This is a genomic window from Allokutzneria albata (assembly GCF_900103775.1).
Taxonomy (GTDB): Bacteria; Actinomycetota; Actinomycetes; order Mycobacteriales; family Pseudonocardiaceae; genus Allokutzneria; species Allokutzneria albata.
Window position 1 is genome coordinate 8,248,988 of the sequence record NZ_LT629701.1, and the last position, 22,637, is coordinate 8,271,624.

A 22,637-nucleotide genomic window follows, 5' to 3' on the forward strand; every position below is an offset into this window, starting at 1 on the left:
GTGATCGAAGTGCGTGACCTGCATCGGGTCTACCGCCGTCCGCGAACCTCGCTCACCGCGCCCGGTACCCGCGTCGAGGCGCTGCGCGGGGTGTCCTTCGACCTGCCGCGCCAGGCCCGGTTCGGCGTGGTCGGCGAGTCCGGCTCGGGCAAGTCCACGCTGATCCGTTTGCTGGCTGCGCTGGACAAACCCACTTCGGGAACGATCACCTTCCAGGGAAGGGACATCACCGGGCTCCCGGAACGACGGCTCAAGTTCTTCCGCCGCGAGCTGCAGGTCGTCTTCCAGGACCCGATGGGATCGCTCGACCCGCGCATGCGCGTCCGCGACATCATCTGCGAACCCCTTGTCGCGCAGGGGCACTCCGATCCCGCTGGGCGGCTGAAGGAGCTGCTGGACGCCGTCGGCCTGCCGCAGCAGTCGGCCGATCGGTTCCCGCACCAGTTCTCCGGCGGGCAGCGGCAGCGCATCTCCATCGCCCGCGCCCTCGCACCGAACCCGAGCGTGCTGGTCGCCGATGAGCCCGTCAGCGCACTCGACGTCTCTGTGCGCGCCCAGATCCTCAACCTGCTCGCCGACCTGGTGGAGCGGTTCTCGCTGACACTCGTGTTCGTCTCGCACGATCTGTCGGTGGTGCGGCACGTCTGCGACACCGTCGCCGTGATGCGCTCCGGTGAGATCGTGGAGATGGGTACTGCCGAGGAGATTTACGAGATGCCCCAACACGAGTACACGCGTGAACTGATCGCTGCTGTGCCGGCACTGCGAACAGCCATGCGGAGGTTTGCGTGAAGTTCTTCGAAGGACTACCGATTGGAGCCGGATGGGTTCCGGCCGAGCGCACTGAAGCTGTCCGCTTCCCTTACGACGGAAGCGAAGTGGCGCAAGCCCCCGTTGGCACACCGGAGCAGGCGCGCGAGGCGATCGATCACGCCGTCGCCGCCGCCCCGGAGATCGCCGCGCTGTCCTCGCGGGTGCGCCGCGCGGTGTTGCTGCGGGTGCACGTGGCGGTTCTGGAGCGTCAGAGGGAGTTCGAGGACTTGCTGGTCCTGGAGACCGGCAAACCGCTTGTGGACTGCCGGGTCGAGGTCGCACGGACGCTGGTCACCCTGTCCGCCGCGGCCGAGGAGGTCGCCCGTCTCCACGGGGAGACCGTGCCGCTGGACCTGCTCCCTTCGGGGGACGGGCTGATCGGTTTCTGGACCCGCAAGCCGATCGGTGTCGTCGTCGGGATCGCCGGGTTCAACTACCCCCTGCTGCTCGCCACCCACAAGATCGCGCCCGCCATCGCCGCGGGCTGCCCCGTCGTGTGCAAACCCGCACCGCAGACCCCCTTGGCCACGTTGTGGTTGCTGCACCTGGTCCGCGAGGCCGCCGAGGCCGAGGGTGCTCCCGCCGAGATCGCGCAGCTCGTCACAGGTGATGCTGCGGTCGGATCAGCGCTGGTGACTGATCCACGCCTTGGAGCCGTCTCGTTCACCGGCTCGGCCGCGGTCGGACATCGCATCGCACGGGACGCGGCGCCGAGGAAGACGTTGCTGGAGTTGGGTTCCAACGCTGCTCTGGTGGTCGCGGAGGATGCTGACCTGGACGCCGCGGCCGATGCCGTGCTGCGCGGCGGGTTCTACGCCTCCGGTCAGGCGTGCATTTCCGTCCAGCGGCTGATCGTCGTGGAATCCGTTGCCCAGCAGCTGGTTTCGCGCGTGCTCGACCGTCTCGGCGAGGTCGTCGTCGGCGACCCGCGAGACGAGACGACGCGCGTGTCCGCGCTCATCGACTCGAAGTCCACCCAACGGGTGTTGGAGTGGATCTCGGCGGCGACCGCCGCGGGTGCTCGCGTTCTCGCCGGTGGGTCCGAAGTGGACGGTGTGATCCAACCGACCGTGCTCGCCGACGTTCCGGACGGCGTTGACTGCTGGGACGAGGAGATCTTCGGACCTGTCGTCTGCGTGCGCACCGTGTCCTCCGTGGACGAAGCACTCGATGTGGTCAACGCGTCCCGCTACGGACTGCACGCCAGCGTGTTCACGCGTTCACTGAAGACGGCCTTCGACGCCGTGGAGCGGCTGCAGGTGGGCGGTGTCGTGGTGAACGAGGTCCCCGGCTTCCGCTCGGACGTCATGCCCTACGGCGGGGTCAAGGACTCCGGCGCGGGACGGGAAGGCCCGCGGTTCGCGATCGAGGAACTGACCGTGACCAGGATGGCCGTGATCCGGCCCGCGTGAGGATCGAGGCCCCGAACATGAAAGCCGCGATTGGTGCGTTGAACGCACTGAATGAGTCATTCGGTGCGTTCAAGTACCCCAATGACTCATTCAGTGCATGAAGCGGAGGTGTGGCACGTGGACTATTCGAGGCTGTTCCGCCTGGACGGCAAGCGGGTCGTCGTGCTCGGTGCCGGCAGCGGCATCGGCAGGGAGTCGGCGCGCGCTCTGGCCGCCCAAGGCGCCGAGGTCGTCTGCGGGGACCGGGACCTGGCCGCCGCGACCGAGACCGCCGAGCTGATCGGGGATGCGCGCCCGTACCAGCTCGACGTGCTCGACGCGGACGCGGTCGAGGCCGCCGCGGACGACCTCGGCGATGTGGACGGCCTCGTGCTGACGGCGGCGACGAACGTGCGCAAGCGGCTGCTGGACTACACGCGCGAGGACTTCGACAAGGTCGTGTCGTTGAACCTGCGGGCGACCTTCGACGTGTTCCGGGCCTTCGGCGGGCCGATGACCGCGCGCGGGCGCGGTTCGATCATCGGCTTCTCCTCGATCCGGGCCAGCACGGTCGAGCCCGGGCAGGGCGTGTACGCGGCGACCAAGGCGGGGCTGGTGCAGCTGGTGCGTACCGCGGCGGCGGAGTTCGGCCCATCCGGCGTCCGTGTGAACGCGATCGCTCCCGGTGTGGTGGAGACCCCGCTGACCGCGCAGATCAAGGCCAGCCCGGACTGGTATCGGGCCTATGCTGCGAAGGGCGCGCTCGGCCGGTGGGCGCTGCCGCAGGAGCTGGCCGGCGCGGTGGTGTACCTCGCGTCGGACGCCTCCAGTTTCGTCACCGGTTCGGTCCTTGCCGTGGACGGCGGGTGGACGGCGGTCGACGGCCGCTTCGACCCGCCGAACTAGAAGGGAGTGCGGGTGGAGCTGGCCGACCTGAGCGCGGTCGACGCCGTGGCGATGTTCCGGTCCGGGGCGGTGTCCCCGGTGGAGATGCTGGACGCGGTGCTGTCCAGGGTCGATCGGTGTGAGCCCGTGCTGCGGGCCACCTACTCCCTCGACGCCGAGGGGGCGCGGGCCGCCGCGAAGGCAGCGGAGCAGCGCTGGAGGCGCCAGGAACCCGTTGGGGCGCTTGACGGTGTGCCGGTGACCATCAAGGAGAACGTTGCCACCAAAGGCACTCCGGTTCCGCTCGGCACCGCGGCGACCGAGCTGGTCCCCGCCGACGCGGACGGTCCCGCGGCGGCGAGGCTGCGCGAAGAGGGCGCGGTGATCATCGCCAAGACCACCATGCCCGACTACGGCATGCTCTCCTCCGGCCTGTCCAGCTTCCACGCGACCGCCCGCAACCCTTGGGACACGAGCAAAGGACCCGGTGGGTCGAGCGCGGGAGCCGGGGCGGCGGGCGCTGCGGGCTACGGGCCGCTGCACGTCGGAACGGACATCGGTGGCTCGATCCGGCTGCCCGCGGGCTGGTGCGCGCTGGTGGGGCTCAAGCCCACGTTCGGCCGCGTACCGGTGGACCCGCCCTACCCCGGCCGGGTCGTCGGTCCGATGACCAGGACCGCCAAGGACGCGGCGCTGATGATGTCGGTCCTGTCCAAACCGGACAGCCGCGACCACCTGAGCCTGCCGCCGCAGGAGCTGGACTGGCGGTGCCCGCCGGTCTACCCGCGCGGTCTGCGCATCGGGCTCCAGCTCGACGCGGGCGTCGGCCTGCCGGTCCACCCGGAGATCGCCGCCGCGGTGACCGAAGCGGCCAGGGCGTTCGAGGCGGCGGGAGCCGCGGTCGAGCCGATCGAGCCGATCATCACCAGGGAGATGCTGGACGGCCTGAACGACTTCTGGCGCACGCGCTTCTGGTCGGACTTCGAGCGGATGCCGTTGGAGCGCAGGGAGAAGGTGCTGCCGTACATCCGCGAGTGGGTGGAGAGCGGTGCGGACCTCTCCGGGGTCGCGGTGTACCGCGGGTACAGCCAGATGGACGCGATGGCCGTTGCCGCCGAGCGCGCGCTGAGGCCGTTCGACTACGTGCTGTCCCCGGTGTCCCCGGTTCCCGCCTTCGCCGCGGAACTGCCTTCGCCCACCAACGATCCGCTGGCGCCGTTCGAACACATCGGCTTCACCGTGCCGTACAACATGTCCGGCCAGCCCGCCGTGTCGGTCAACTGCGGGTTCACCAGCGACGGGTTGCCGATCGGCCTCCAGATCGCCGGGCACCGCTTCAACGACGCCGGAGTGCTCGGGCTGGTCCGGACCTACGAGCGGATCCGCCCGGCTCAGCCGGACTGGCCGAAGTTGTAGCCGCTGTCGTCCTTGGGCAGCAACGGCGGCTGCGCCATGAACTTGGGTGTGTCACCGCGATGCGACTGCGCCGCGTGCACGAGGAAGGGGTGGCACAGGTAGACATCACCGGCCCGCCCGGTCGCACAGGCCACGGGCCGGTGCGCCGTCGCCTTCTCGATGTCCGGCGACACGCTGAAGAACTCCGCGCCCTCCTCGCCGTACGGCTCAAGGACTTCGGGCACGTCGAGGTGTGAGCCGACCCGGATTCGGGTGGGCGCGTCGTCCTCGCCGACGTCGGAGAACAGGAACAGCATCAGCAGCGCGCGGCCCTTCGACCGGTGGTTGAGCCGCAGTTGCCCCGACTCGGAGTAGCTCGCCTCGGCGTGCCAGCCGTCGTCGCCGGGGTCGTCGGGGTGCGGGAAGCGGACCGGGAACGTGCCGAGGCCGCCGGGCGGGAGCCAGCGGCCGGGGCCGACCAGCTCGTCGAACGCCTTGTGCAGCACGGGCGTGTTCGCCGCGCGCCGGAACGGTTCCTGCGCGTAGTTGCCGAGCCGCACCACCGGCTTCGTCCACGTCGTGCGGTCGTCGGGGTCGAATCCGGTGTCGCGCCACAGGATCTCCCGACCGGCATCGGCGAGCTCGCGCGGGAACGCGCCCTCGATCTTCACGAACCCGTTTTCGCGAAACTCCTGCATGATCCCCACCCTCCCCTCTCGCTCGGCCCCTCGGCAACCTGATTTCCAGCGGCTGTTCAAGACCCGCCTGAAACCGTCCCCGATTGCTGCCGACTCCCGGTGGCGCGGGCGTTCGCGCCAGTACGTTGATCGTGTGAAAACCGTGGACGCGAAGCCCTTGTTGCTGCACAACCGTGCTTTCACGTTGCTGTTCGCGGCACGCGCGATCTCGGTGCTCGGCAACGGGTTCGCCCGGGTGGCGCTCGCGTTCGCGGTGCTCGGCCTGCCCGGGGCCACGCCGACGGAGCTCTCGGTGGTGCTGGCCTGCCAGGCGCTCCCGCAGCTGCTGTTCGTGCTGCTCGGCGGGGTGATCGCGGACCGCACCTCGCGCAGCGGCCTGATGATCGTCGCGGACGTGATCGGCCTGCTCGCCTACGGCGCGATGGCGGTCGTCCTGCTCAGCGGGCAGGCCACGATCCCGGTGCTGGCCGCGCTCGCCGTGGTCTCCGGCATCCCCCTCCCGCTGTTCCTGCCCGCGCTGTCCGGAGTGGTGCCGGAGATCGTGCCGACCGAGCGCCTGCAGCAGGCCAATGCGCTGCTGCAGAGCGCGGTCAGCCTGTCCCTGGTGCTCGGCTTCGGCCTGTCCGGCCTGGTGGTGAGCCTGGTCGGAGCGGGCTGGGCGATCGCGCTGAACGCGGCGTCCTTCCTGGTCAGCGCCGTGCTCGTAGGGGCGATGCGGTTGCCCCCGCAGGCGAGGGCGACGGCGAAGAGCGGCTGGGTGGACCTGCGCGACGGCTGGCGCGAGTTCTCCTCCCGCCAGTGGTTGTGGGTGATGGTGCTCCAGTCGACCGTCACGGTGGCGGGGATCGTGGCGGTGACCGGAGTGCTCGGCCCGCTCGCGGCGGAGGACGGCCTCGGCGGAGCTCCGGCGTGGTCGGTGATCGTGGCCTGCCATTCGCTGGGCATGCTCGCCGGTTCCACCGTCGCCCGGCACCTCCGCCCTCGTCGGCCGCTGCTGACGGCGGTGCTGCTCAGCTTCGTCTACCCGCTCCCGATGGTGCTGCTCGGCGTGGTGGCTCCGGTGTGGTTGACGGCGTTGTCGATGTTCGCCTGCGGTGTGGCGGGGAGCTGGTTCGGCGTGCTGTGGATGACGACGGTGCAGCGCGAAGTGCCCGCGGAGTCGTTGTCCCGGGTCAGCTCCTACGACCTGTTCGGCCAGCTCACCCTGGCGCCGCTGACGTTGCTGTTCGTCGGACCCCTTGCGCAGAGCTTCGGCTACGGCGCGGTGCTGGTGTGGTTCGGGGCGCTGGTACTCCTGTCGAGCCTGGGGGCGTTGCTGTCGCCGCAGGTCCGCAGGCTCAGCTCAGGTTGAGCGCGGCAGCGAGGTCGGTGCGGCGGCGCACTCCGAGCTTCGCGTAGGCGTGTTGCAGGTGGTTGCCGACCGTGCGCACCGAGACCGCCAACCGGGCCGCGATGCCCGCGTTGTCCAAGCCGGCCACCGCCAGTTCGCACACCTCGCGCTCCCGTGTGGTCAGGGGCTGTGGGCCGGTCAACGGGTTCAGCCACACCGGCTGGAACCCGCCGCACTCCGCCAACAGGCGCTCCGCCATCCGGCCCAGCCGGGCCGCCGCGCGCGTTCTTCCCTTCGCCACGTCGGCGCCCATCATCGCTGCTTCCAAGGCCATCCCGCCGTAGCCCAGCTCGGCCAGCCGCACGGCGGTCGCCTCCAACGCCGCCACGTCCCGGGTGGCGAGAGCGTGCGCGTGCTCGGCGAACAACGGGAACACCGGGCTGTCGCACCGAGAGGCGAGCTTCGCCAGCAATGCGGCGTCCGAAGTGGACGGACGCATCCGGCACAGGTAGTACTGGCACTCGACCGCGTTCGTCAGTCGTCCGGCCGCGATGTGCTTGCGCACCAGAGCTTCCAGGAGGGTGGCCGCATGCGTGGACTGCCCGGAGTTGGCCAGCACCCGGATCTCGGCGAACGCCATGTGATCGCTGAGCCCGGATTCCTCGGGCATCCGCGCGCGGGTCTCGCCGATCACGTCCGGCTGCGGCTCGCGCAGCGCGGCCGAGCACGCGGCGAACTCGCTGGCCACGTAAGCCTGGATGGGGAACGGCATCGCGTCGGTGACCAGGGCGCGAGCCTCGCGGAAGTACGGCAGGGCCTGGGGAACGCGCCCCGACCACGACTCGCACACACCGCGTTCCAGCGCGATCAACGCCACCTCGGCCGGATCGCCCTCCGCGACCGCCTCCGCGTAGTAGCGCTCCCCGGTGCGCAGTGCCTCCCGGATTCGGCCGGTGAGGGTGAGCGCGTGCAGGTGACAGGCTCGCGCCGCCCCGCGCAGTGACGCCCACACGTGGGACAGACCCAGTTCCCCGAACTCGGCGACGACCTGTTCCGGCTGCCCCGCGAACGTCCGCAGGTAGACGCTGAGCGTGGCCGCCGCGCCCGCCACCACGGGGGTCGCCGGTGCCAGATCGGCCCGGTCCACCGCGCGAATCCTGCCGCTGCCGAAGAAATCGATTGCCAGCTCAGCGACACCCAGTTCCGGTGATCTTTCGGAAGCGGTGCTCACCACCTCCGCGGCGGCGGCCGGGCGGCGCAGCCCCCAGAGCAGGTTGATCGCCCTGATCGCCACGAGCTCACCTGCGGTTTCCTTGCACAGCAACGACTCCGCTTCCTCGGCCTTGCCCTGCGCCACCAGCGCCTGGCTCAGCACGCTCAGCGCGGCCGTGCTCTGGACGCGGCGGGCCAGCTCCTCGGCGAGCCGGGGATCGCAGCGGGCCAACGCCTCTCGCGCGGCGCCGAGCACCTGATCGTCGGAGACCGCGAGACCGCCGCGCAGCCGCCAGTCGACGAGCCGCAGCTGGTCGGCCGCACCCGCCTCGGCCAAGCGGCGGAACACGCGCCGTCTGCGCAGTCGCCCGGTGCGGGCTCGCGTGACCTCGCCGTAGAGCGGGTGGGCGCACCGCACGAGCAGGTGGCTGCCGCTCGGTTCGACGGCGAGCAGCGACCGCGCTTCGAGCCCGTCCAGTACCGCGGCGGGCACCAGCCGCTCCAACACATCCGCTTCGACGGGTTCGGCGTGCGACAGGTATTCCATCGCCCGGGCGTCCGCCTCGGTGAGCGTGCCGATGGCCGCCGCGACGGCGTCGCCGAGTCTGGCGTGCGGTGCCAGCGGCCCGTTCCAGCACCACACACCGTCCCGCTCGGCGAGCGCGCCGGACTCCAGGCCCGAGTCGATCAGGTGCCGCAGGAACAGCGGATTGCCCTGGCTGTTGTGGCACAACAACTCCGCTGTGAGCCCCGCGACCGGACCGCCGAGAACGCCGTGCAGCAGCTCGGTGACCTCGGTGGCGGACAGGGGGCGCACCTCGAACACCTGGACCAGGCCACGCCTGCGCAGCGCCGCGACCGGATCGCGCTCGGCGGCAGCGGTCCGCGCGGTGGCCACGGGGCGCGCGTCCACCGTCGTCGCCAAGTGCTGCACCAGCGCGGCCGAGACGTCGTCGAGGAAGTGCGCGTCGTCCAGACCGAGCACGATCCGCCGCCCGTTCGCCAGCGCGCGCAACCGCCGGGTCGCCGCGCCGAAGAAGTCGGCCCGCATGCTCGGCCGGGTGCCCTCCGGCAGCCAGCCGGCCACGGCGGCGAAGGGCATCTCCCGCGTCGCCTCCGCTCCCGTGGCGGTCACCACCAGCAGCCCTTCGGTACGGCAGCGCTCGAAGACCGCCCTGGCCAGCCGGGACTTGCCGATCCCGGCCTCCCCGGTGAGCAGCACTCCGCACCGCTCGCCCCGCCGCAGCACCGCCGTGATCGAGTCCAGCTCGGCGGAGCGGCCGGTGAGCGGCCAGCTCGCGTGGCTGCCAACGGTCATCGCCGCGACTATCGCAGCACGGCCACACCCCTCGCAACGAGCTCGACGTGCTCGGCCGGGGCGCTCCCGGGGGAGAGCAGGTCGGTCATCGGCCGGTCGAGGTCCACAGTGGACGGACGAGGATTGTGGTTGAGCAGGAACAGGAAGTCGCCGCGCCGGGCCGCCTGCACGCCCTTCGGGAGCCCGGTGAGCACCGGTTCGACGCCCGCGCGCGCCGCCACGTGCTCGGAAAGCGTTTGCAGCAGCTCGGGATCGGGCCGCGTCGCGAGGTACCACGCGACGCCGTCACCGAACTCCGACCTGGTCAGCGCCGGGCTCCCGTCGGTGAAGCGCCCCTGGACCTCCGCGCCCTCCAAGGTGATCCGCTCCGACCACAGCGTGGCGCCGCCGGTCTGCCCCACCAGCTCCACGGGCAGCACCTGGCCCGCGTCCAGCGGCCGGAACTCGTCCACCCGCAGGCCGAGGACGTCGCGGAACGGCGCGGGATAGCCACCGAGGTGCACGCGGTCTGACTCGTCGACGATGCCGGAGAAGAACGACATCAGCAGGTGACCGCCCCCGCGGACGTAGTCCGTCAGTCGCTCGGCGTCGGTCGCGCTGACGAGGTACAGGTTCGGCACCACCACGAGCCGGTAGCTGCTGAGGTCGTCGGCCGGGCTCACCACATCGCAGGCGATGTTGGCGGTGAAGAGCGGGGCGTAGTGCGCCAGCAATGCATCCAGTTGCTGTACATCGCTTGATGGATGGGCGTCGAGTTCCAACGCTCGCCAGCTCGCCCAGTCCAGGACCACCGCGACATCGTTGTCCGGCCGTGACCCCACGATCTCCGGCACCGAGGCCAGCTCCGCGCCGAGTGCCACGATATCGCGGTGCTGGTCGGTGTCCGGCCCGGCGTGCGGGACCATCGCGGAGTGGAACTTCTCGGCTCCGCCCCGGGACTGCCGCCACTGGAAGTACATGATCGCGTCGGCGCCCTGGGCCACCGCCTGCCAGCTCCACAGCCGCATCTGCCCGGGTTCCTTGGCGGCGTTGCGCTCCCGCCAGTTCACCGCGCTCGGCGCCTGCTCCATCAGCAACCAGGGCTGACCACCACGCGCACCGCGGTAGACGTCGTAGGTCAGCCCGGCCTCGACGTGCGCCCGTGGGTCGAAGGGCTCGGGGTAGGAGTCGAAGCTGACCACGTCCAGCTCCTCGGCCCACCGCCGCAGATCGAGCGCGTGCGAGTAGCCGGCGAAGTTCGTGGTGATCGGGACGTTCGGGGTCAGCTCCCGGATCACCGCCTTCTCCGCGAGCAGGCAGCCCAGGATCTCGTCGGAGGAGAAGCGCGCGAAGTCCAGTTGCTGGCTGGGGTTGTTGAAGGCGGGCACGGTCCGCGGCGGCAGCACCTCGGCGAAGTCGTCGTAGCGCTGCGACCAGAACTTCGTCGACCACGCCTCGTTCAGCGCGTCCACCGTGGTGTAGCGGGCGCGCAGCCACGTGCGGAACGCCTCGGCGGAGAGGTCGCAGTAGCAGGCGGGTGTGTCGCAGCCGTACTCGTTCCCGATGTGCCACAGGGCAAGCGCGGGGTGGTCGCGGTAGCGCTCGGCGATCAGCCGGACGAGCCGCGTCGCGTGGGCGCGGAAGGCCGGGCTGGACGGGCAGTACGCCTGTCGCCCACCCGGCCACATCCGCGTCCCGTCGGCCAGCACCGGCAGGATCTCCGGGTACTTGCGGGTCAGCCACGGCGGGGGAGAAGCGGTCATGGTCGCCAGTGACGCCGCGATCCCGTTGCGGGACAGGTTGTCCATCACCTCGTCGAACCAGCCGAAGTCGTACTCGCCGTCGCGCGGCTCCACCAGGGCCCACGAGAAGATGCCGACCGAGACCATGGACACGGACGCGCCGCGCATCAGGCGCATGTCCTCGGCCCACACCTCGCGCGGCCACTGCTCCGGGTTGTAGTCACCGCCGAAGGCGATCTGTCCCATCGGGAGGGTCACAACAGACTCGCTTTCTCATCCCTTGACGCTGCCCTGGGTCAGGCCGCCACGCCAGAACCGTTGCAGGAAGACCATCGCGATCATCAGTGGCACCACGGACACCAACGCGCCACCGATGGTGAGCTGGGTGAGCACCGGCTCTCTGTCCGCTGTGGACTGCCAGAGGGACAGACCGAGCGTGAGCGGGTAGAGCTTGGTGTCCGACAGCATCACCAACGGCAGGAAGTAGTTGTTCCAGATGCCGACGAACTCGAACAGGAACGTGGTCACCAGTGCGGGCGCCATCATCCGCAGCACCACGGTGTGGAAGATGCGCGCCTCACCCGCACCGTCCAATCGACCGGCCTCCAGCAGCTCATCGGGCACGGCGGCGTCGGCGTAGATGCGGCACAGGTACACGCCGAACGGGCTCACCAAGCACGGCAACAGCACCGCGAACACCGTGTTGGACAAACCCAGCTGGCTGAACAGCAAGTACAGCGGCAGGGCCAGCGCGGTGAACGGCACGAGCACTCCGCCGAGCACCAGGTTGAACACGGTTTCCCTGCCACGGAAGCGGAACTTCGCCAGCGCGTAGCCGCACGCGGCGGCGACCCATGTGGACAGTGTTGCGCCGATCCCCGCGTAGAGCAGGGTGTTTCCCACCCAGCGCAGGAAGATCCCGTCGTTGTAGGTGAAGACCTGCTTCAGGTTCTCGAACAGCTGCGGGTTGAACAGCCACCAGCCGGAGGAGCCGTAGAGATCACCGGTCGACTTGGTCGCGGCGATCACCAGCCAGTACACCGGGATCAGGAAGTACAGCGCCGCGACGCACAGCAACGCGGTGACGGTGATCTTCGTGGTCGCCTTCACGGTTCCCTCCTGCCGACGAGCTTGAGGAAGCCGAAGGACAGCACGAACGCGGTCAGCGCCAGCAGCACGGCCTGTGCGGCGGCCAGGCCGTAGTCGTTGTTCACGAACGCTTCGGAGTACGCGCTGAGGTTCGGGGTGTAGCGGACGTCGATCGCGGTCGAGAGTTCCTTCAGCACCACGGGTTCGGCGAACAGCTGAAGCGTGCCGATGATGCTGAACACCGTGGTGAGCACGAGAGCGGGCCGGATCAGCGGCAGCTTCACGTACCAGGCGACCTGCCAGGCGTTCGCGCCGTCCATCCGCGCCGACTCGTACAGGCTCGGGTCGATCGCGTTGAGCTGCGCGGTGATGACGAGCATGTTGTAGCCGGCGAAGGACCACGTGACGATGTTCGCGATCGACCACAGCACGTTGTCCTGGCCGAGGAAGTCGATCTCCACGCCGAGCAGTCCGGAGAACGGGCTCACCCCCGGCATGTAGAGGAAGCCCCAGAGGATCGACGCGAGCACGCCGGGAATGCCGTACGGCAGGAAGTACGTGGCGCGGAAGAATCCCTTCCACCGCGCGGAAGCCGAGTCGAGCAGCAGCGCGAGCAGCGTCGCGCCCGCGATCATCACCGGCACCTGCACGACGCCGAAGAACAGGATGCGGCCGATCCCGGCGAGGAATCCCGGCTCCTGCAAGGCCCACACGTAGTTCCTCAGCCCGCCGAAGACCTGTTCCGCGCCGCCGAGCCCCAGCGGCCCGGTCCGCTCGACCACCGTGAGGCTGCGGTAGACCGAGTACCCGATCGGCAGCAGGAAGAAGGCGGAGAACAGCACCAGGAACGGTGCGAGGAATCCGGCGATGGAAAGCTTCTGTCTCATGGTCTTCACCCCGCGCTCAGCGGAAGCCCCTTCTTCTCCATCGCCCGAACGGTTCTGCGCTGCGTCGTGGGCAGTGCGTCCCGCAGGCGGAACGCCCCGTTGACCGCCTGGCCGAGCTGATCGGTGAGGACCTGCACGGCTTGCGTCGTGATCGGTGCCCATTTCCACGCTGTGTCAACGGCCGCGTTCGCCTCGCCGAAGACCTTCGCGATCGACTGGCCGCCGTAGTACGGGCTCGGCGCGTGAAGCTCCGGAATGGAGTCGGTGTTCCGCAACGCGGGCCATCCGTAGCCACCCGCGAGCAACAACGCAATACTGCGCGGATTCGTGTTGAGCCACACCGCGAACCGCATGGCCTCCTTGGGATAAGCCGTCCCCCTGACGACGCAGGTGCTTGAGCCGCCGAGGTTCGACGCGACGAACGGCCCGCCCCACTGCGGCATGGGCGCGACGGCCCACTTGCCGGTGCCGTTCGGAACACCGCCCCGCAGCACGCCATCGGCCCAGTGCGCGCCGATCCACGTGACGCTGTTGCCGTCGGCGAGGTCCTTGTACCAGGCGGTTCCGCTGTCCGGGATCGTCTTCACCAGGCGCTCGCGCACCAACGGTTCCCAGAAGTCCAGCACCCGGCGGGTCGGCTCGCTGTCGATGTCCACCGTCCACCGCTGGTCCTTCGTGCCGAACCAGCGCCCGCCCGCCTGCCACGCCAAAGCCGCCTGGTACTGCCCGTTGTTCGGCGGGAACGTGCCGAGGTAGGCGTCGTGCGAGCGCACCAGCTCCGCGGTCTTCGCGTACTCCGACCACGTCTTCGGCGCAGCGATGCCCCACTTGTCGAACAGATCCCGCCGGTAGTACATCGCGACGGGACCCGAGGCCTGCGGGATCGCGTAGACGCCACCGCCGTACGCGCCCTGCTGCCAGATCCAGTCCACGAACAGCGAGCGGTACTGCTCGACACCGTGCTGCGTCAGGTCTTCGAGGCCGCCGTACATCATCATGGCGGGCATCTCGGAGAACTCCGCCTGCATCAGATCGGGCTGCTGCCCGGCTTCGAGCGAGGAGTAGAACTTCGAGTAGCCACCGCTGCGCGCCGCCGGGATGCGGACGAGGGTGACCTGGACATCGGGGTTCTCGGAGTTCCACAGCGCCACGCACTTCTCGATCCCCGGAACCCAGGCCCAGAACGTCAATCGAGCCGGACCTGGCCCTGGCGTGCGCCGCGCGGGCCCGCCGGGTTTCGAACAGCCGGCGAGCAGACCGAGTGCCAGGGCGCCGCGCAACGCTGAGCGACGCGGGAATCCGGTCATCCCAGGCTCCCCATCCCTATGGTGTGGAAGATGATCCGCTCGTACGGACCCGCCTCGTAGAGCAGCCCGACACGGTCCTCATCGACCTGCACGAGGTCGGAGTAAGCAGCCTTGTCCGGTGAGATCTCCACGGACTTCGGCCAGGTCTTCCCGCCGTCGGTGCTCGCGCGCACGGTCATCTTCTCCCTGGCTGTGGGGTTTCCAGGAGCGGAGAAGAGCAAAGGGCCTTTGCGCACTTGCAGAACGGAGCCCTGGACAACGGGTGCGACGAGCGCGGGCGCCGGTGTGAACGGCGCGGTGAAGCTACGGCCGCCGTCATTGCTGTAGGCCACCGCGCGCGATCCGTCCGAGGTTCCGTGCTGGTCCCGGGTGTTGACGTACACCCGCCCGTCCGGCAGTTCGGCGGCGGTGCTCTCGTTGCCGTTCACCACGCCGTCGTGGTTGATGTCCTTCGCGCCGATGTGCCAGTTCCGCCCGCCGTCGTCGCTGTACAGCAGGTGCGCGTCGTAGTACTTCGGCTCGGTCCCCAGGTCGCTGCTCCCGCTCGGTGGAGCGGAGGAGTGGTTCGCCGGGACGACGAGCCGGCCGCTGCGCAGACTGATCGCGTGCCCGGGACCCGTTGCGTACCAACGCCAATCAGTCTGCTTCGTCTGCGGGGTGATGTCGCGCGCCTTGCTCCACGTCCGGCCGTTGTCGTCGCTGTGCTGCACGAAAACGCGGCGGCTCTCCTCGGGCTTCACCGTGCCCTTGCGGATCTCCGACTCGTGCACGTGACCCGCGTTGTGCGTGCTCAGCAACACGATCCGGCCCGTGCGTCGATCCACGACCGGTGCGGGGTTGCCGAAGGTGTTGGGGCCGTTGTCACCGACCACCTGGAGCTTGCCCCAGGTCTTGCCGCCGTTGACCGAGCGCTTCACGACGAGGTCGATGTCACCGGTGTCGCTCGCGCTTGCTTTCCGTGCTTCGGCGAAGGCCAGCAGGGCGCCGTCGCGCGCCTTGATGATCGCCGGGATGCGGAACGTGTGGTAGCCCTCGGTTCCGGACTGGAAGACCGCCGTCTCGGCGGGGGCCGGCGCGAGTCCTAAGAGGACGACGGAGATCAGGGCGAGCTTCATGATCACTCCTCACCGTTGGGGAGCAGGGCGGCTTCCACGAGATAGGTGCGCACGGCGGCGCGCTCGCTGTCGTTGAGCTGGATCATCGGGAGGCTGGTGGTGCCGTTGTCGATCACGCCGAGCGCGACCAGCGCCTCCTTGAACGCACCGATCGCCGACGAGTAGCCGCCCATGCGCGAGCGGTCGCCGACCGCGGCGAGCTTGAACAGCCTGCGCAGCCGGTCCTGTTCCCGTTGCGCCACATCCCATTCGCCACGGCGGGCCGCGTTGTAGAGCCGCACGTAGCCGTGCGGGTCGACGTTGCCGATGCCCGGCACGAGACCGCTCGCGCCGCACCGCAGGCTGACGTCGGCCAGCGTCTCCGAACCGGAGAACACCGGGAAACCCGTGCCCCGCACCAGGTCCAGCACGGCGTGCAGGCCGTTGAGGTCACCGCTGCTGTCCTTGAGCCCGTCCAGCACACCCTCGGCGGCGAGGTCGGCGACGACCTCCGCGTGCAGCTTGCTGTGCACCGAACCGGGGATGTCGTAGGCGACCAGCGGCAGGTCGACGGCCGCACGGATCGCGCGGAAGTGCCCGCGGAACTCGGTCGGGTCGGTCGGCACGTAGAACGGTGCCGTCGCGACGAGCACGTCCGCACCGTGCGCCTTCGCCGCCGCGGCCTGCTCGATCACCCGCGGCGTCGCGGTGTCGATCACGCCGGCCAGCACCGGAACCTGCCCGGCCGCGACCCCCGCCACGATCTCCAGCGCGCGGGTGCGCGCCTGGTCGGTGAGGTAGCCGACCTCCCCGGTGGAGCCGGTGACGAACAGCCCGTGCACACCCGCTTCGAGCAGACGGCGGGTGAGGCGTTCCAGCGACTCCCGGTCCACCTCGCGCTCCGGGGTCAACGGAGTGCACAGTGGCGGGATGACGCCGGACGTGGGGAGGCTGGTCATTGCTTCTCCGTTTCGCTGCGAAGCTCCGGTGCCACCTGGTCGGCGGCCACCGTGCGGTCGACCACGAGGTCGTCCTTGTGGAACAGGCGTTGCACCCGTGCGGGCGCGTCGATCGCGACGAGCAGGATCACCGCGAGGGTGAGCCCGAAGGTGAGTCCGCCCAGCGCGGTCGCGAGTCCGGTCTGCTTGGCGATGGCCGCCCCGAGCACCGGGGCGACGGCGCCGCCGAGCGCGCCGACGTTGTAGGTGAAGCCGAGGCCCGCCGCTCGCTGCTGGGTGTCGAAGTACCCGGCGACGAGCTTGGGCAGGATGCCGGAGATGCCCTGCGCGAGCGCCTGCTGGCAGAACAGCAGGATTCCCAGCAGCAGCAACTGGTTCCCGCCGAGCGCGAACACCGGCAGCACGAACAGCAGTGAGGCCAGCAGGGTGAGGCTGTACGCGCGCCGGGTGCCGAGCCAGTCGCCGACGAACCCGGCCAGCCAGCAGCCGAACATGGTGCCGAAGCCCGCGAAGAACAACACGTCCGCGACCTGCGCGGGGTCGTAGCCCAGCTCGGACTTGAGGTAGGTCGGCAGCAAGGCCTGGATCGGCCACGAGTACAGGAACGCGCAGAACACCACCACCATCAGCGTCAGCATCATGGGTGTGCGCTTCCCGGCGAACTGCGCGGCGAAGACGATCAGTCCCGCGGCCGCGACGATCACCAACGGCCAGAACAGCCCTGCGGGCACGGAAGTGAAGAGGGCGAACAACGCCAGGCCGACCACGACGGTGAGCGCGATGTTCGCCGCGGCGCGCCTGCCCTGGTACAGAACTTCCACGAAGGACCGTTCCTTGGTGGAGTGCTCCCAGTCGGAGGCCTCCGGGAGACTCCGCCGCAGCCACAGCGCCAGCAGGATCGGCAGCAGCCCCACCAGGAACAGCGCGCGCCAGCCGAACTCCGGGACGATGAAGCGGTACGCCTGCGCCGCGGCGACCCCTCCGACCGAGAAACCGGAGATCAGGAAGCCGCTGGCACGGTTGCGCAACGCGCGCGGCCAGCTCTCGATGACGTAGGTGGCGCTGGCGCTGTACTCCCCGGCCATGCCGATGCCGACGATCAGCCGCGCGACGAACAACGGCCAGTACCCCCAGGCCAGGCCGCACGCGAAGGTGCCGACGGAGTACAGCACGATGCTGAGCACCATCGCGTGCTTGCGGCCGTGCCGATCGCCGATCGCGCCGAGCACCAGGCCGCCGAACCAGCGCGAGATGAACGCGGCCGACACCAGGGTCGTCGCGGTGACGGTGTCCAGGCTGAACTCAGCCGCGACCTCGGTCAGCACGAGGCCCATGAGCACGAAGTCGAAGCCGTCCAGCGCGTAGCCGAGCCATGCGGCGGCGAACGCCTTCCAGTCCTTGCGGGTGAGCTGCGAGTACCAACGGGCCATCAGAGCCTCCGGCCTGGTCAACATCCAACGTAGGACGTAGGATGTCCAGGGAAGCTACGCGGCGGCCGGGCGGCTGGCAAGGGGGCGGCAGTGGGACCACGACTTCAAGACCGCATCGTCGATCTCATCCTGGAGCGCGGACTGGCGCCGGGGGAGTCGATGCCGACCGAACCGGCGCTGATGGACGAGCTCGGCGCGAGCCGCAACTCCGTCCGCGAGGCGCTGCGCGCCTTGCACACCTTGGGGATCGTGGACATCCGGCACGGCTACGGCACCTTCGTCGGGGCCGCGCCGATGACCGCGTTCACCCCGGGGCTGCTGTTCCAGGCCCGCCAGTCCCTCGGCAAGGACGCCTCGGTGCTGGCGGACCTGGTGGAGATCCGCCGGATCCTGGAGGTCGAGCTCATCGGCAAGGTCGTCCCGCTGGCCGACGAGGCGTTCCTCGCCGAGCTGGACGGGCTGACCGCCGCGATGGAGTCGGGGGAACGCGACGCCGACGAACGGTTCCACCAGGCGCTGTACCGCCCGGTGGGCAACGACTTCGCGCTCCAGCTGATCGCGTTGTTCTGGACCGTGTACTACCGCTTGGAAGCGGAGCTGGAGCCGCCCCGCAAGGCCGTCTCCGAGATCACCCACGGCCACGGCGACATCGTGGCCGCCCTGCGCACCGGCGACCCCGCCGCCGCCCGCGCCGCCATGACCGAGCACTTCGCGGACATCGAGAACCGAGTGGCGACCCTGATGGGGAGGATCGCCAAAAAGGAGTAGCAGCAATGAAGCTGGTTTCCTTGGTCTTAGCGTCTTTCTTGGTAGGTGCCCTCCCTGCCGCCGCGGCACCGGAGTTCGACCAGCAAACCCTGTACGCCAAGGGAACCGGGGCTACAGCTGCTTCCGCATCCCGGCGGTCGTGAAGGCGAAGGACGGCGGGCTGCTCGCCTTCGCCGAGGGTCGTGTTCACGATTGCGGCGACGACGGTGACATCGACATCGTGGTGCGCCGATCCACCGACAACGGCAAGACGTGGGGCCCCGTCGCGCTCGTCGCGAACATGGGCGCGGACACGATCGGCAACCCTGCGCCGGTGGTGGACCGCAACACGGGCCGGGTCGTCTTGCTCAGCACGCACAATCCCGGCGACAACGACAACAAGCGCACGCCCTACGTCCAGTACAGCAACGACAACGGCGTCACCTGGACCGCCCCGAAGGACATCGCCACGCAGGCGACGCGCCCGGAGTGGGACTACTGGTACGCAACGGGTCCATCGCACGGCATCCAGCTGAGCAGCGGTCGCATGGTCGTCGGTGGCAACCACGAGGGCCGCGAAAGCGTGCTCCAGGGCGGACATCTGCTGCTCAGCGATGACGGCGGCCTCAACTGGCGCGTCGGTGCCGTCGACGATCGGCTCGCGAACACGGTGAAGCCCCAGGAGATGAGCCCGGTCGAGCTGCCGGACGGCCGCATCCTGATCGCGGCGCGCGACCAGAACGGCTCCGACAAGGGACACCGCGCCTTCGCGACGTCCTCCGACGGCGGCCTCACCTTCGACCGTCCATTCGCGACAGATCCGCGCCTGGTGGCTCCGGTCATCCAGGCCGCGACGATCCGCCACGGCTCCCGCATCCTGTTCTCCGCGCCCGCGCACCCGGCTTCGCGCGAGGTGATGACGGTGCGGTCGAGCCACAACAACGGGCGGACCTGGGACACGTGGCAGCGCGGGAAGGTCATCCACTGGGGACCCTCCGCCTACTCCGACATGGTGGTCCTCGGTCCGGGCTACACCGGCCTGCTCTACGAGGGCGGCAAGGCCAGCGCTTACGAGTCCATCCGCTTCGCCCGCTTCACCGAGTCCTACCTGGCCAAGCCCAACGGCACTCCGCCCGGCATCCCCGGGCCGGTCCGGCCCGGGCCCACCACGCCCGACAGCTCGCCGCACACCAACAAGGCGTACGTCCGCGGCTCCGCGTCCGTCGTGGACGGTCAGTTCGGCAACGCGTTGGGCTTCACCGGCTCCCAGTTCGTCGAAGTCCCGTACTCGGCGGCGGTCGACCTCGGCGCTTCGGACTTCACCATCTCCGCCTGGTTCCGCTACGGTCCTGGAACCGGTCCACGCACCATCCTCTGGGCATACCGCCAGGGCGAGGGGCCGACGCCCGCCGTGTACCTCCGCGCCGAGCCCGACGAGAAGCGGCTCCGCGCGTTCCTGGGCGCCGAAGAAGGGTACGTCACCCTCTACACGAAGAGCGCCTACAACGACGACAAGTGGCATCACGTTTCGCTGCAACGGGTTTCCGGTGAGTTCGTGATGCGCGTCGACGGCTACCAGGTCGCGGCGACCCCCGCTCCCGGCGGCTCTGTAACAGCAGGACGCGAGTTCGGCGTCAGCGGTGTCCACATCGGACAGCGACTCGACGGCACGCAGCGCTTCCACGGCCAGATCGACGAGGTCCGCCTCTACCGCCGCGCCCTGTCCGTCGACGAGCTCTACCGCCTGCGCGTCAGCAACGAATCCCTGCCGCGCGGCGTCGCCCTCCACCTGCCCTTCGACAAGGTGAGCGGTTAGGAGACGACGCGGTCCAGGACTGCGCGGAGGGCCTTGCGGTTGACCGCCGACGGGTCCTCCGCCAGCCAGGCGCCGATGTCGTGGACGAAATCCTCGGGGGTCATCGGCGGCGCGGGGATCGCCGGCGGCTCGCCCGTGCTCACCTCGCCGGTGCGGCTCGGGTAGATCAGCACCGCGCCGCGGACCTCGACGCCGGGCAGGTGCCTGCGGAAGGCGGCAACAGCGCGCGGCAGCGTCACGGTGCCACCGCGGAACGGATTCCCGTTGCGCCACAAGGAACCGTCGTCGTCGGCCTCGTAGTGCCCCGGCAGCCACAGCTTCGACTCGATCAACACCAGGCGGCGGCCGCACAGCACCGCGTGGTCCACGTCGGCGAAGACCGAACCGGGCAGAGAGAGCCCGTGGAAGATCCGCGCGCCGGGCAACCGGGTCAGGTAGTCGAGGAGCAGCGAAGCGGTCAGCCGCTCGGCGACCTGGTCCCGGTCCGCGCCGGGCTTGCCGAACACGCGGTCCCCGCCGATCTGGGCGGCGAAGTCGCGGTCGGCCCGGCCGGACGCGACGTAGCGACGGGCCAGCCGGAGCATCGCCATGGTCGTGCCGAGCACCGTCACCAGCCACATGGTGAACAGCAACGGGGACAGGTCCAGCACGAGCGCGGGCGCCAGCAGCAGCGTGAAGCCGCTCAGCGCCGATACGGCGGGCGCGTGCCCGGGACTGGTGACCGGGAGGAAGCGGACCCGGGCCCGCGGGTCGACCTGGTCCCACCAGGGGATGTCCTCGGGATCGAGCAGCGCGGCGGCGGGCTCGAAGTCCGGATCGGTGCCGAAGTCCCGCCTGCGGGTCGGCCGCGGCCGGGTCCTGGTGGCCGTTCCACCACCCGACGGGGCGACGCCGCCGCGGTCGTAGCTGGCGCGCTGGGCGGGGTCGCCGAGCACCTCGTAGGCCTCGCGCAGCAGCCGGAACGTGCCCGCGGTGCCCCCGGCGTCGGGGTGCATGACCTTGGCCAGCGTGCGGTACGCGGTCTTGATCTCCGAGGCCGTGGCGTTCCTGGACACGCCGAGCAGCTCGTAGTAGTCGACCACGCCCACGTTGCGCCTACCTCCTGTGCTTGCGTGGACACCCTATGTGGTCGCTCTCGGTGATGATCACCCCGTCCGGGCGCTGGGCCGTCCTGGGGTTGTGCCCGCGCCGCCGCTACCGTCCGCGAGCGGCGCGGGCGCGCCTTCAGCCCGCGGCCCTGGACAGACCGCCGATCACCCCTTCGGCGAGCCTGCCGAGCCGTTCCCGTTGGGGGTAGTCGCCGACCGGGACCCTGGCCACCTCGCGGGTGGTCCGGTAGTCGACCACGGAGACCTCGTCGGTGTTGCTCAGCGTCACGAAGCAGTGGTTGCCGTCGACGCTGGTCGTCGCCCAGTACGGCAGGGACTTCGGGGCGTAGTGCTGGAACCCGTCGGTGGTCAGGCCGGACCGGGACACGATCGCGGTGTAGTCGTCGATCGTGCCCGCCATGCACAGCTTGCTGCCGTCGCCGGACATCGCCATGCCGTGGTGCGCGGAGTTCTGCGGGTACTGGTCGGGGGTCAACGCCTGCCCGCCGGTGCTGAACGGCATCTCCACCGTCCGCACGATCCGCCCCGCGACGAGGTCGTACTCGACGAACCCGTTGAGGTAGGACAGCTGCGCGTACATGGTCCGCTCGTCCGGGGTGATCACCGCGGGCCGGATGCCGTACTCGAACTGGTAGGTCCGCAGCACCTGCCATGTCCGCGCGTCCGCGACGGTCAGCTGCTTGAGCCCCTTCAACCCGTTGAGCGCCTTGGGAAGGCTCGTCGTGCCGATGCTGGCGTTGTAGACCCGCTCGCCGTTGGCGGAGTAGATGTTCTCGTGCGGGTAGGTCCCGGTCGGGAACGAGTTCACCACCGTCCCGGTCGCGGTGTCGATGACCTGGGACTTCTGCGCGGTGATCGCCGAGACCACGAAGCGGCTGCCGTCGGGGGACAGCGTCGCGTGGTCGGCCTTGTGCCCGTCGAGCTTGACCCGCCACGCGATCCGCCGCCCGGCCAGGTCGTAGGCGATCACGTCGCCGAGGTTGCCCCTGGACACGTAGAGGGTGCGGCCGTCGGGGGACAGGTGCGCGTCGTCGACGAACTTGTCGCCGCCCGCCTGCTGTTTGACGATCTCGTAGATGGCCCGCTCGATCGGGTTCATCGCGGCCAGCCGTTCCTGGAGGTCCGGGATGAGGTTGACCGAGCCGAGGTTGGTGAAGGTCCTGCCGTCCAGGAAGCTCGCCGTGCCGCCCGCGCTGTTGCCGATGATCACGACGTCACGCAGCGACTCGGCCTGGGCCGGGGTGGCCGCCGTCGTCAGGGCCGCGAGCGCGGTCAGTGCGGTGAAGAGCCGGAATGTGCCCGTCATAGGTCGTCCTCTTCGACTGCCGATGGCGGCGGCGAAGACAGGCTACTGGCGAGTTAAGTAAGCGGTGAATCGGCCGAACGTGGGCTTCCGCTCACCGGAAACCACGGCTGTCGCGGCGTGGGGCGATCGC

At 69.8% G+C, this 22,637-nt stretch carries 18 protein-coding genes; 7 read left to right on the top strand and 11 right to left on the bottom strand.

Features of this window, described 5'->3' with window-relative positions; genetic code table 11:
- From BLT28_RS37880 to BLT28_RS37895, 4 genes are all read left to right on the top strand, one after another.
- Positions 1-792, top strand: a complete 792-nt coding sequence (locus tag BLT28_RS37880; RefSeq protein ID WP_043810912.1) for an ATP-binding cassette domain-containing protein — start codon at positions 1-3, stop codon at positions 790-792.
- Positions 789-2,225: an aldehyde dehydrogenase family protein gene (locus BLT28_RS37885; RefSeq protein ID WP_030428348.1), complete on the top strand. Its 1,437-nt coding sequence runs from the start codon at positions 789-791 to the stop codon at positions 2,223-2,225. The genes BLT28_RS37880 and BLT28_RS37885 overlap by 4 nt, the downstream gene beginning before the upstream one ends.
- Before the next feature lie 117 nt (positions 2,226-2,342).
- Positions 2,343-3,110, top strand: a complete 768-nt coding sequence (locus tag BLT28_RS37890) for an SDR family NAD(P)-dependent oxidoreductase (protein ID WP_030428347.1) — start codon at positions 2,343-2,345, stop codon at positions 3,108-3,110.
- Between the two features lie 51 nt (positions 3,111-3,161).
- Positions 3,162-4,505, top strand: coding sequence for an amidase (locus BLT28_RS37895; RefSeq protein ID WP_052407126.1), 1,344 nt, complete (start codon positions 3,162-3,164; stop codon positions 4,503-4,505).
- Here the strand turns inward: BLT28_RS37895 and BLT28_RS37900 are convergent.
- The gene (locus tag BLT28_RS37900) at positions 4,481-5,182 is read right to left on the bottom strand and encodes a phytanoyl-CoA dioxygenase family protein (RefSeq protein WP_081900181.1); all 702 of its coding nucleotides are present in this window, start codon (positions 5,180-5,182) and stop codon (positions 4,481-4,483) included. The genes BLT28_RS37895 and BLT28_RS37900 overlap by 25 nt on opposite strands.
- Before the next feature lie 133 nt (positions 5,183-5,315).
- On the opposite strand from BLT28_RS37900, the gene BLT28_RS37905 reads away from it, so the two are divergent.
- Positions 5,316-6,533, top strand: coding sequence for an MFS transporter (locus BLT28_RS37905; RefSeq protein WP_197683933.1), 1,218 nt, complete (start codon positions 5,316-5,318; stop codon positions 6,531-6,533).
- Here BLT28_RS37905 and BLT28_RS37910 read toward each other — a convergent pair.
- Genes BLT28_RS37910 through BLT28_RS37945 form a run of 8 tightly spaced genes read right to left on the bottom strand, consistent with a single transcriptional unit; the run spans position 6,520 to position 17,553 of the window.
- Positions 6,520-9,042 carry a helix-turn-helix transcriptional regulator gene (locus BLT28_RS37910; protein ID WP_030428343.1) on the bottom strand — a complete coding sequence of 841 codons (2,523 nt, stop codon included), beginning with the start codon at positions 9,040-9,042 and terminating at the stop codon, positions 6,520-6,522. The two genes, BLT28_RS37905 and BLT28_RS37910, sit on opposite strands and share 14 nt — an antisense overlap.
- An 8-nt stretch (positions 9,043-9,050) precedes the next feature.
- Complete coding sequence (locus BLT28_RS37915) at positions 9,051-11,021, bottom strand: beta-galactosidase (RefSeq protein ID WP_043810824.1); 1,971 nt, start codon at positions 11,019-11,021, stop codon at positions 9,051-9,053.
- Between the two features lie 15 nt (positions 11,022-11,036).
- The gene (locus BLT28_RS37920) at positions 11,037-11,873 is read right to left on the bottom strand and encodes a carbohydrate ABC transporter permease (RefSeq protein ID WP_030428341.1); all 837 of its coding nucleotides are present in this window, start codon (positions 11,871-11,873) and stop codon (positions 11,037-11,039) included.
- Entirely contained in the window at positions 11,870-12,739 is an 870-nt protein-coding gene (locus BLT28_RS41585; RefSeq protein ID WP_030428340.1) for a carbohydrate ABC transporter permease, read from the bottom strand. The genes BLT28_RS37920 and BLT28_RS41585 overlap by 4 nt, the downstream gene beginning before the upstream one ends.
- A gap of 5 nt (positions 12,740-12,744) precedes the next feature.
- Positions 12,745-14,046 (bottom strand): ABC transporter substrate-binding protein, encoded by a 1,302-nt coding sequence (locus BLT28_RS37930; protein ID WP_030428339.1) that lies wholly within the window; start codon positions 14,044-14,046, stop codon positions 12,745-12,747.
- Positions 14,043-15,161, bottom strand: coding sequence for a sialidase family protein (locus tag BLT28_RS37935; protein ID WP_030428338.1), 1,119 nt, complete (start codon positions 15,159-15,161; stop codon positions 14,043-14,045). Before BLT28_RS37935 ends, BLT28_RS37930 begins: the two co-directional genes overlap by 4 nt.
- A 2-nt stretch (positions 15,162-15,163) precedes the next feature.
- The gene (locus BLT28_RS37940) at positions 15,164-16,099 is read right to left on the bottom strand and encodes a dihydrodipicolinate synthase family protein (protein ID WP_030428337.1); all 936 of its coding nucleotides are present in this window, start codon (positions 16,097-16,099) and stop codon (positions 15,164-15,166) included.
- Complete coding sequence (locus tag BLT28_RS37945) at positions 16,096-17,553, bottom strand: MFS transporter (protein ID WP_030428336.1); 1,458 nt, start codon at positions 17,551-17,553, stop codon at positions 16,096-16,098. Before BLT28_RS37945 ends, BLT28_RS37940 begins: the two co-directional genes overlap by 4 nt.
- 66 nt (positions 17,554-17,619) lie before the next feature.
- Between BLT28_RS37945 and BLT28_RS37950 the strand changes: the two genes are divergently transcribed.
- Positions 17,620-18,297 carry a FadR/GntR family transcriptional regulator gene (locus tag BLT28_RS37950; protein ID WP_030428335.1) on the top strand — a complete coding sequence of 226 codons (678 nt, stop codon included), beginning with the start codon at positions 17,620-17,622 and terminating at the stop codon, positions 18,295-18,297.
- A 139-nt stretch (positions 18,298-18,436) separates the two neighbouring features.
- Positions 18,437-20,092, top strand: a complete 1,656-nt coding sequence (locus BLT28_RS37955) for a sialidase family protein (RefSeq protein WP_231950550.1) — start codon at positions 18,437-18,439, stop codon at positions 20,090-20,092.
- Here BLT28_RS37955 and BLT28_RS37960 read toward each other — a convergent pair.
- Positions 20,089-21,180 carry a J domain-containing protein gene (locus BLT28_RS37960; protein WP_030428334.1) on the bottom strand — a complete coding sequence of 364 codons (1,092 nt, stop codon included), beginning with the start codon at positions 21,178-21,180 and terminating at the stop codon, positions 20,089-20,091. The genes BLT28_RS37955 and BLT28_RS37960 overlap by 4 nt on opposite strands.
- Positions 21,181-21,316: 136 nt before the next feature.
- Positions 21,317-22,507 carry a YncE family protein gene (locus BLT28_RS37965; RefSeq protein WP_052407061.1) on the bottom strand — a complete coding sequence of 397 codons (1,191 nt, stop codon included), beginning with the start codon at positions 22,505-22,507 and terminating at the stop codon, positions 21,317-21,319.
- Between the last annotated feature and the right edge of the window lie 130 nt (positions 22,508-22,637).

Bases quoted from the DNA above. Each gene is read 5' to 3' on its own strand.
- BLT28_RS37895 (WP_052407126.1), top strand. From the start codon at position 3,162: ATGTTCCGGTCCGGGGCGGTGTCCCCGGTGGAGATGCTGGACGCGGTG.
- BLT28_RS37900 (WP_081900181.1), bottom strand. From the start codon at position 5,182: ATGCAGGAGTTTCGCGAAAACGGGTTCGTGAAGATCGAGGGCGCGTTC.
- BLT28_RS37910 (WP_030428343.1), bottom strand. From the start codon at position 9,042: ATGACCGTTGGCAGCCACGCGAGCTGGCCGCTCACCGGCCGCTCCGCC.
- BLT28_RS41585 (WP_030428340.1), bottom strand. From the start codon at position 12,739: ATGAGACAGAAGCTTTCCATCGCCGGATTCCTCGCACCGTTCCTGGTG.
- BLT28_RS37930 (WP_030428339.1), bottom strand. From the start codon at position 14,046: ATGACCGGATTCCCGCGTCGCTCAGCGTTGCGCGGCGCCCTGGCACTC.
- BLT28_RS37935 (WP_030428338.1), bottom strand. From the start codon at position 15,161: ATGAAGCTCGCCCTGATCTCCGTCGTCCTCTTAGGACTCGCGCCGGCC.
- BLT28_RS37940 (WP_030428337.1), bottom strand. From the start codon at position 16,099: ATGACCAGCCTCCCCACGTCCGGCGTCATCCCGCCACTGTGCACTCCG.
- BLT28_RS37945 (WP_030428336.1), bottom strand. From the start codon at position 17,553: ATGTTGACCAGGCCGGAGGCTCTGATGGCCCGTTGGTACTCGCAGCTC.
- BLT28_RS37965 (WP_052407061.1), bottom strand. From the start codon at position 22,507: ATGACGGGCACATTCCGGCTCTTCACCGCACTGACCGCGCTCGCGGCC.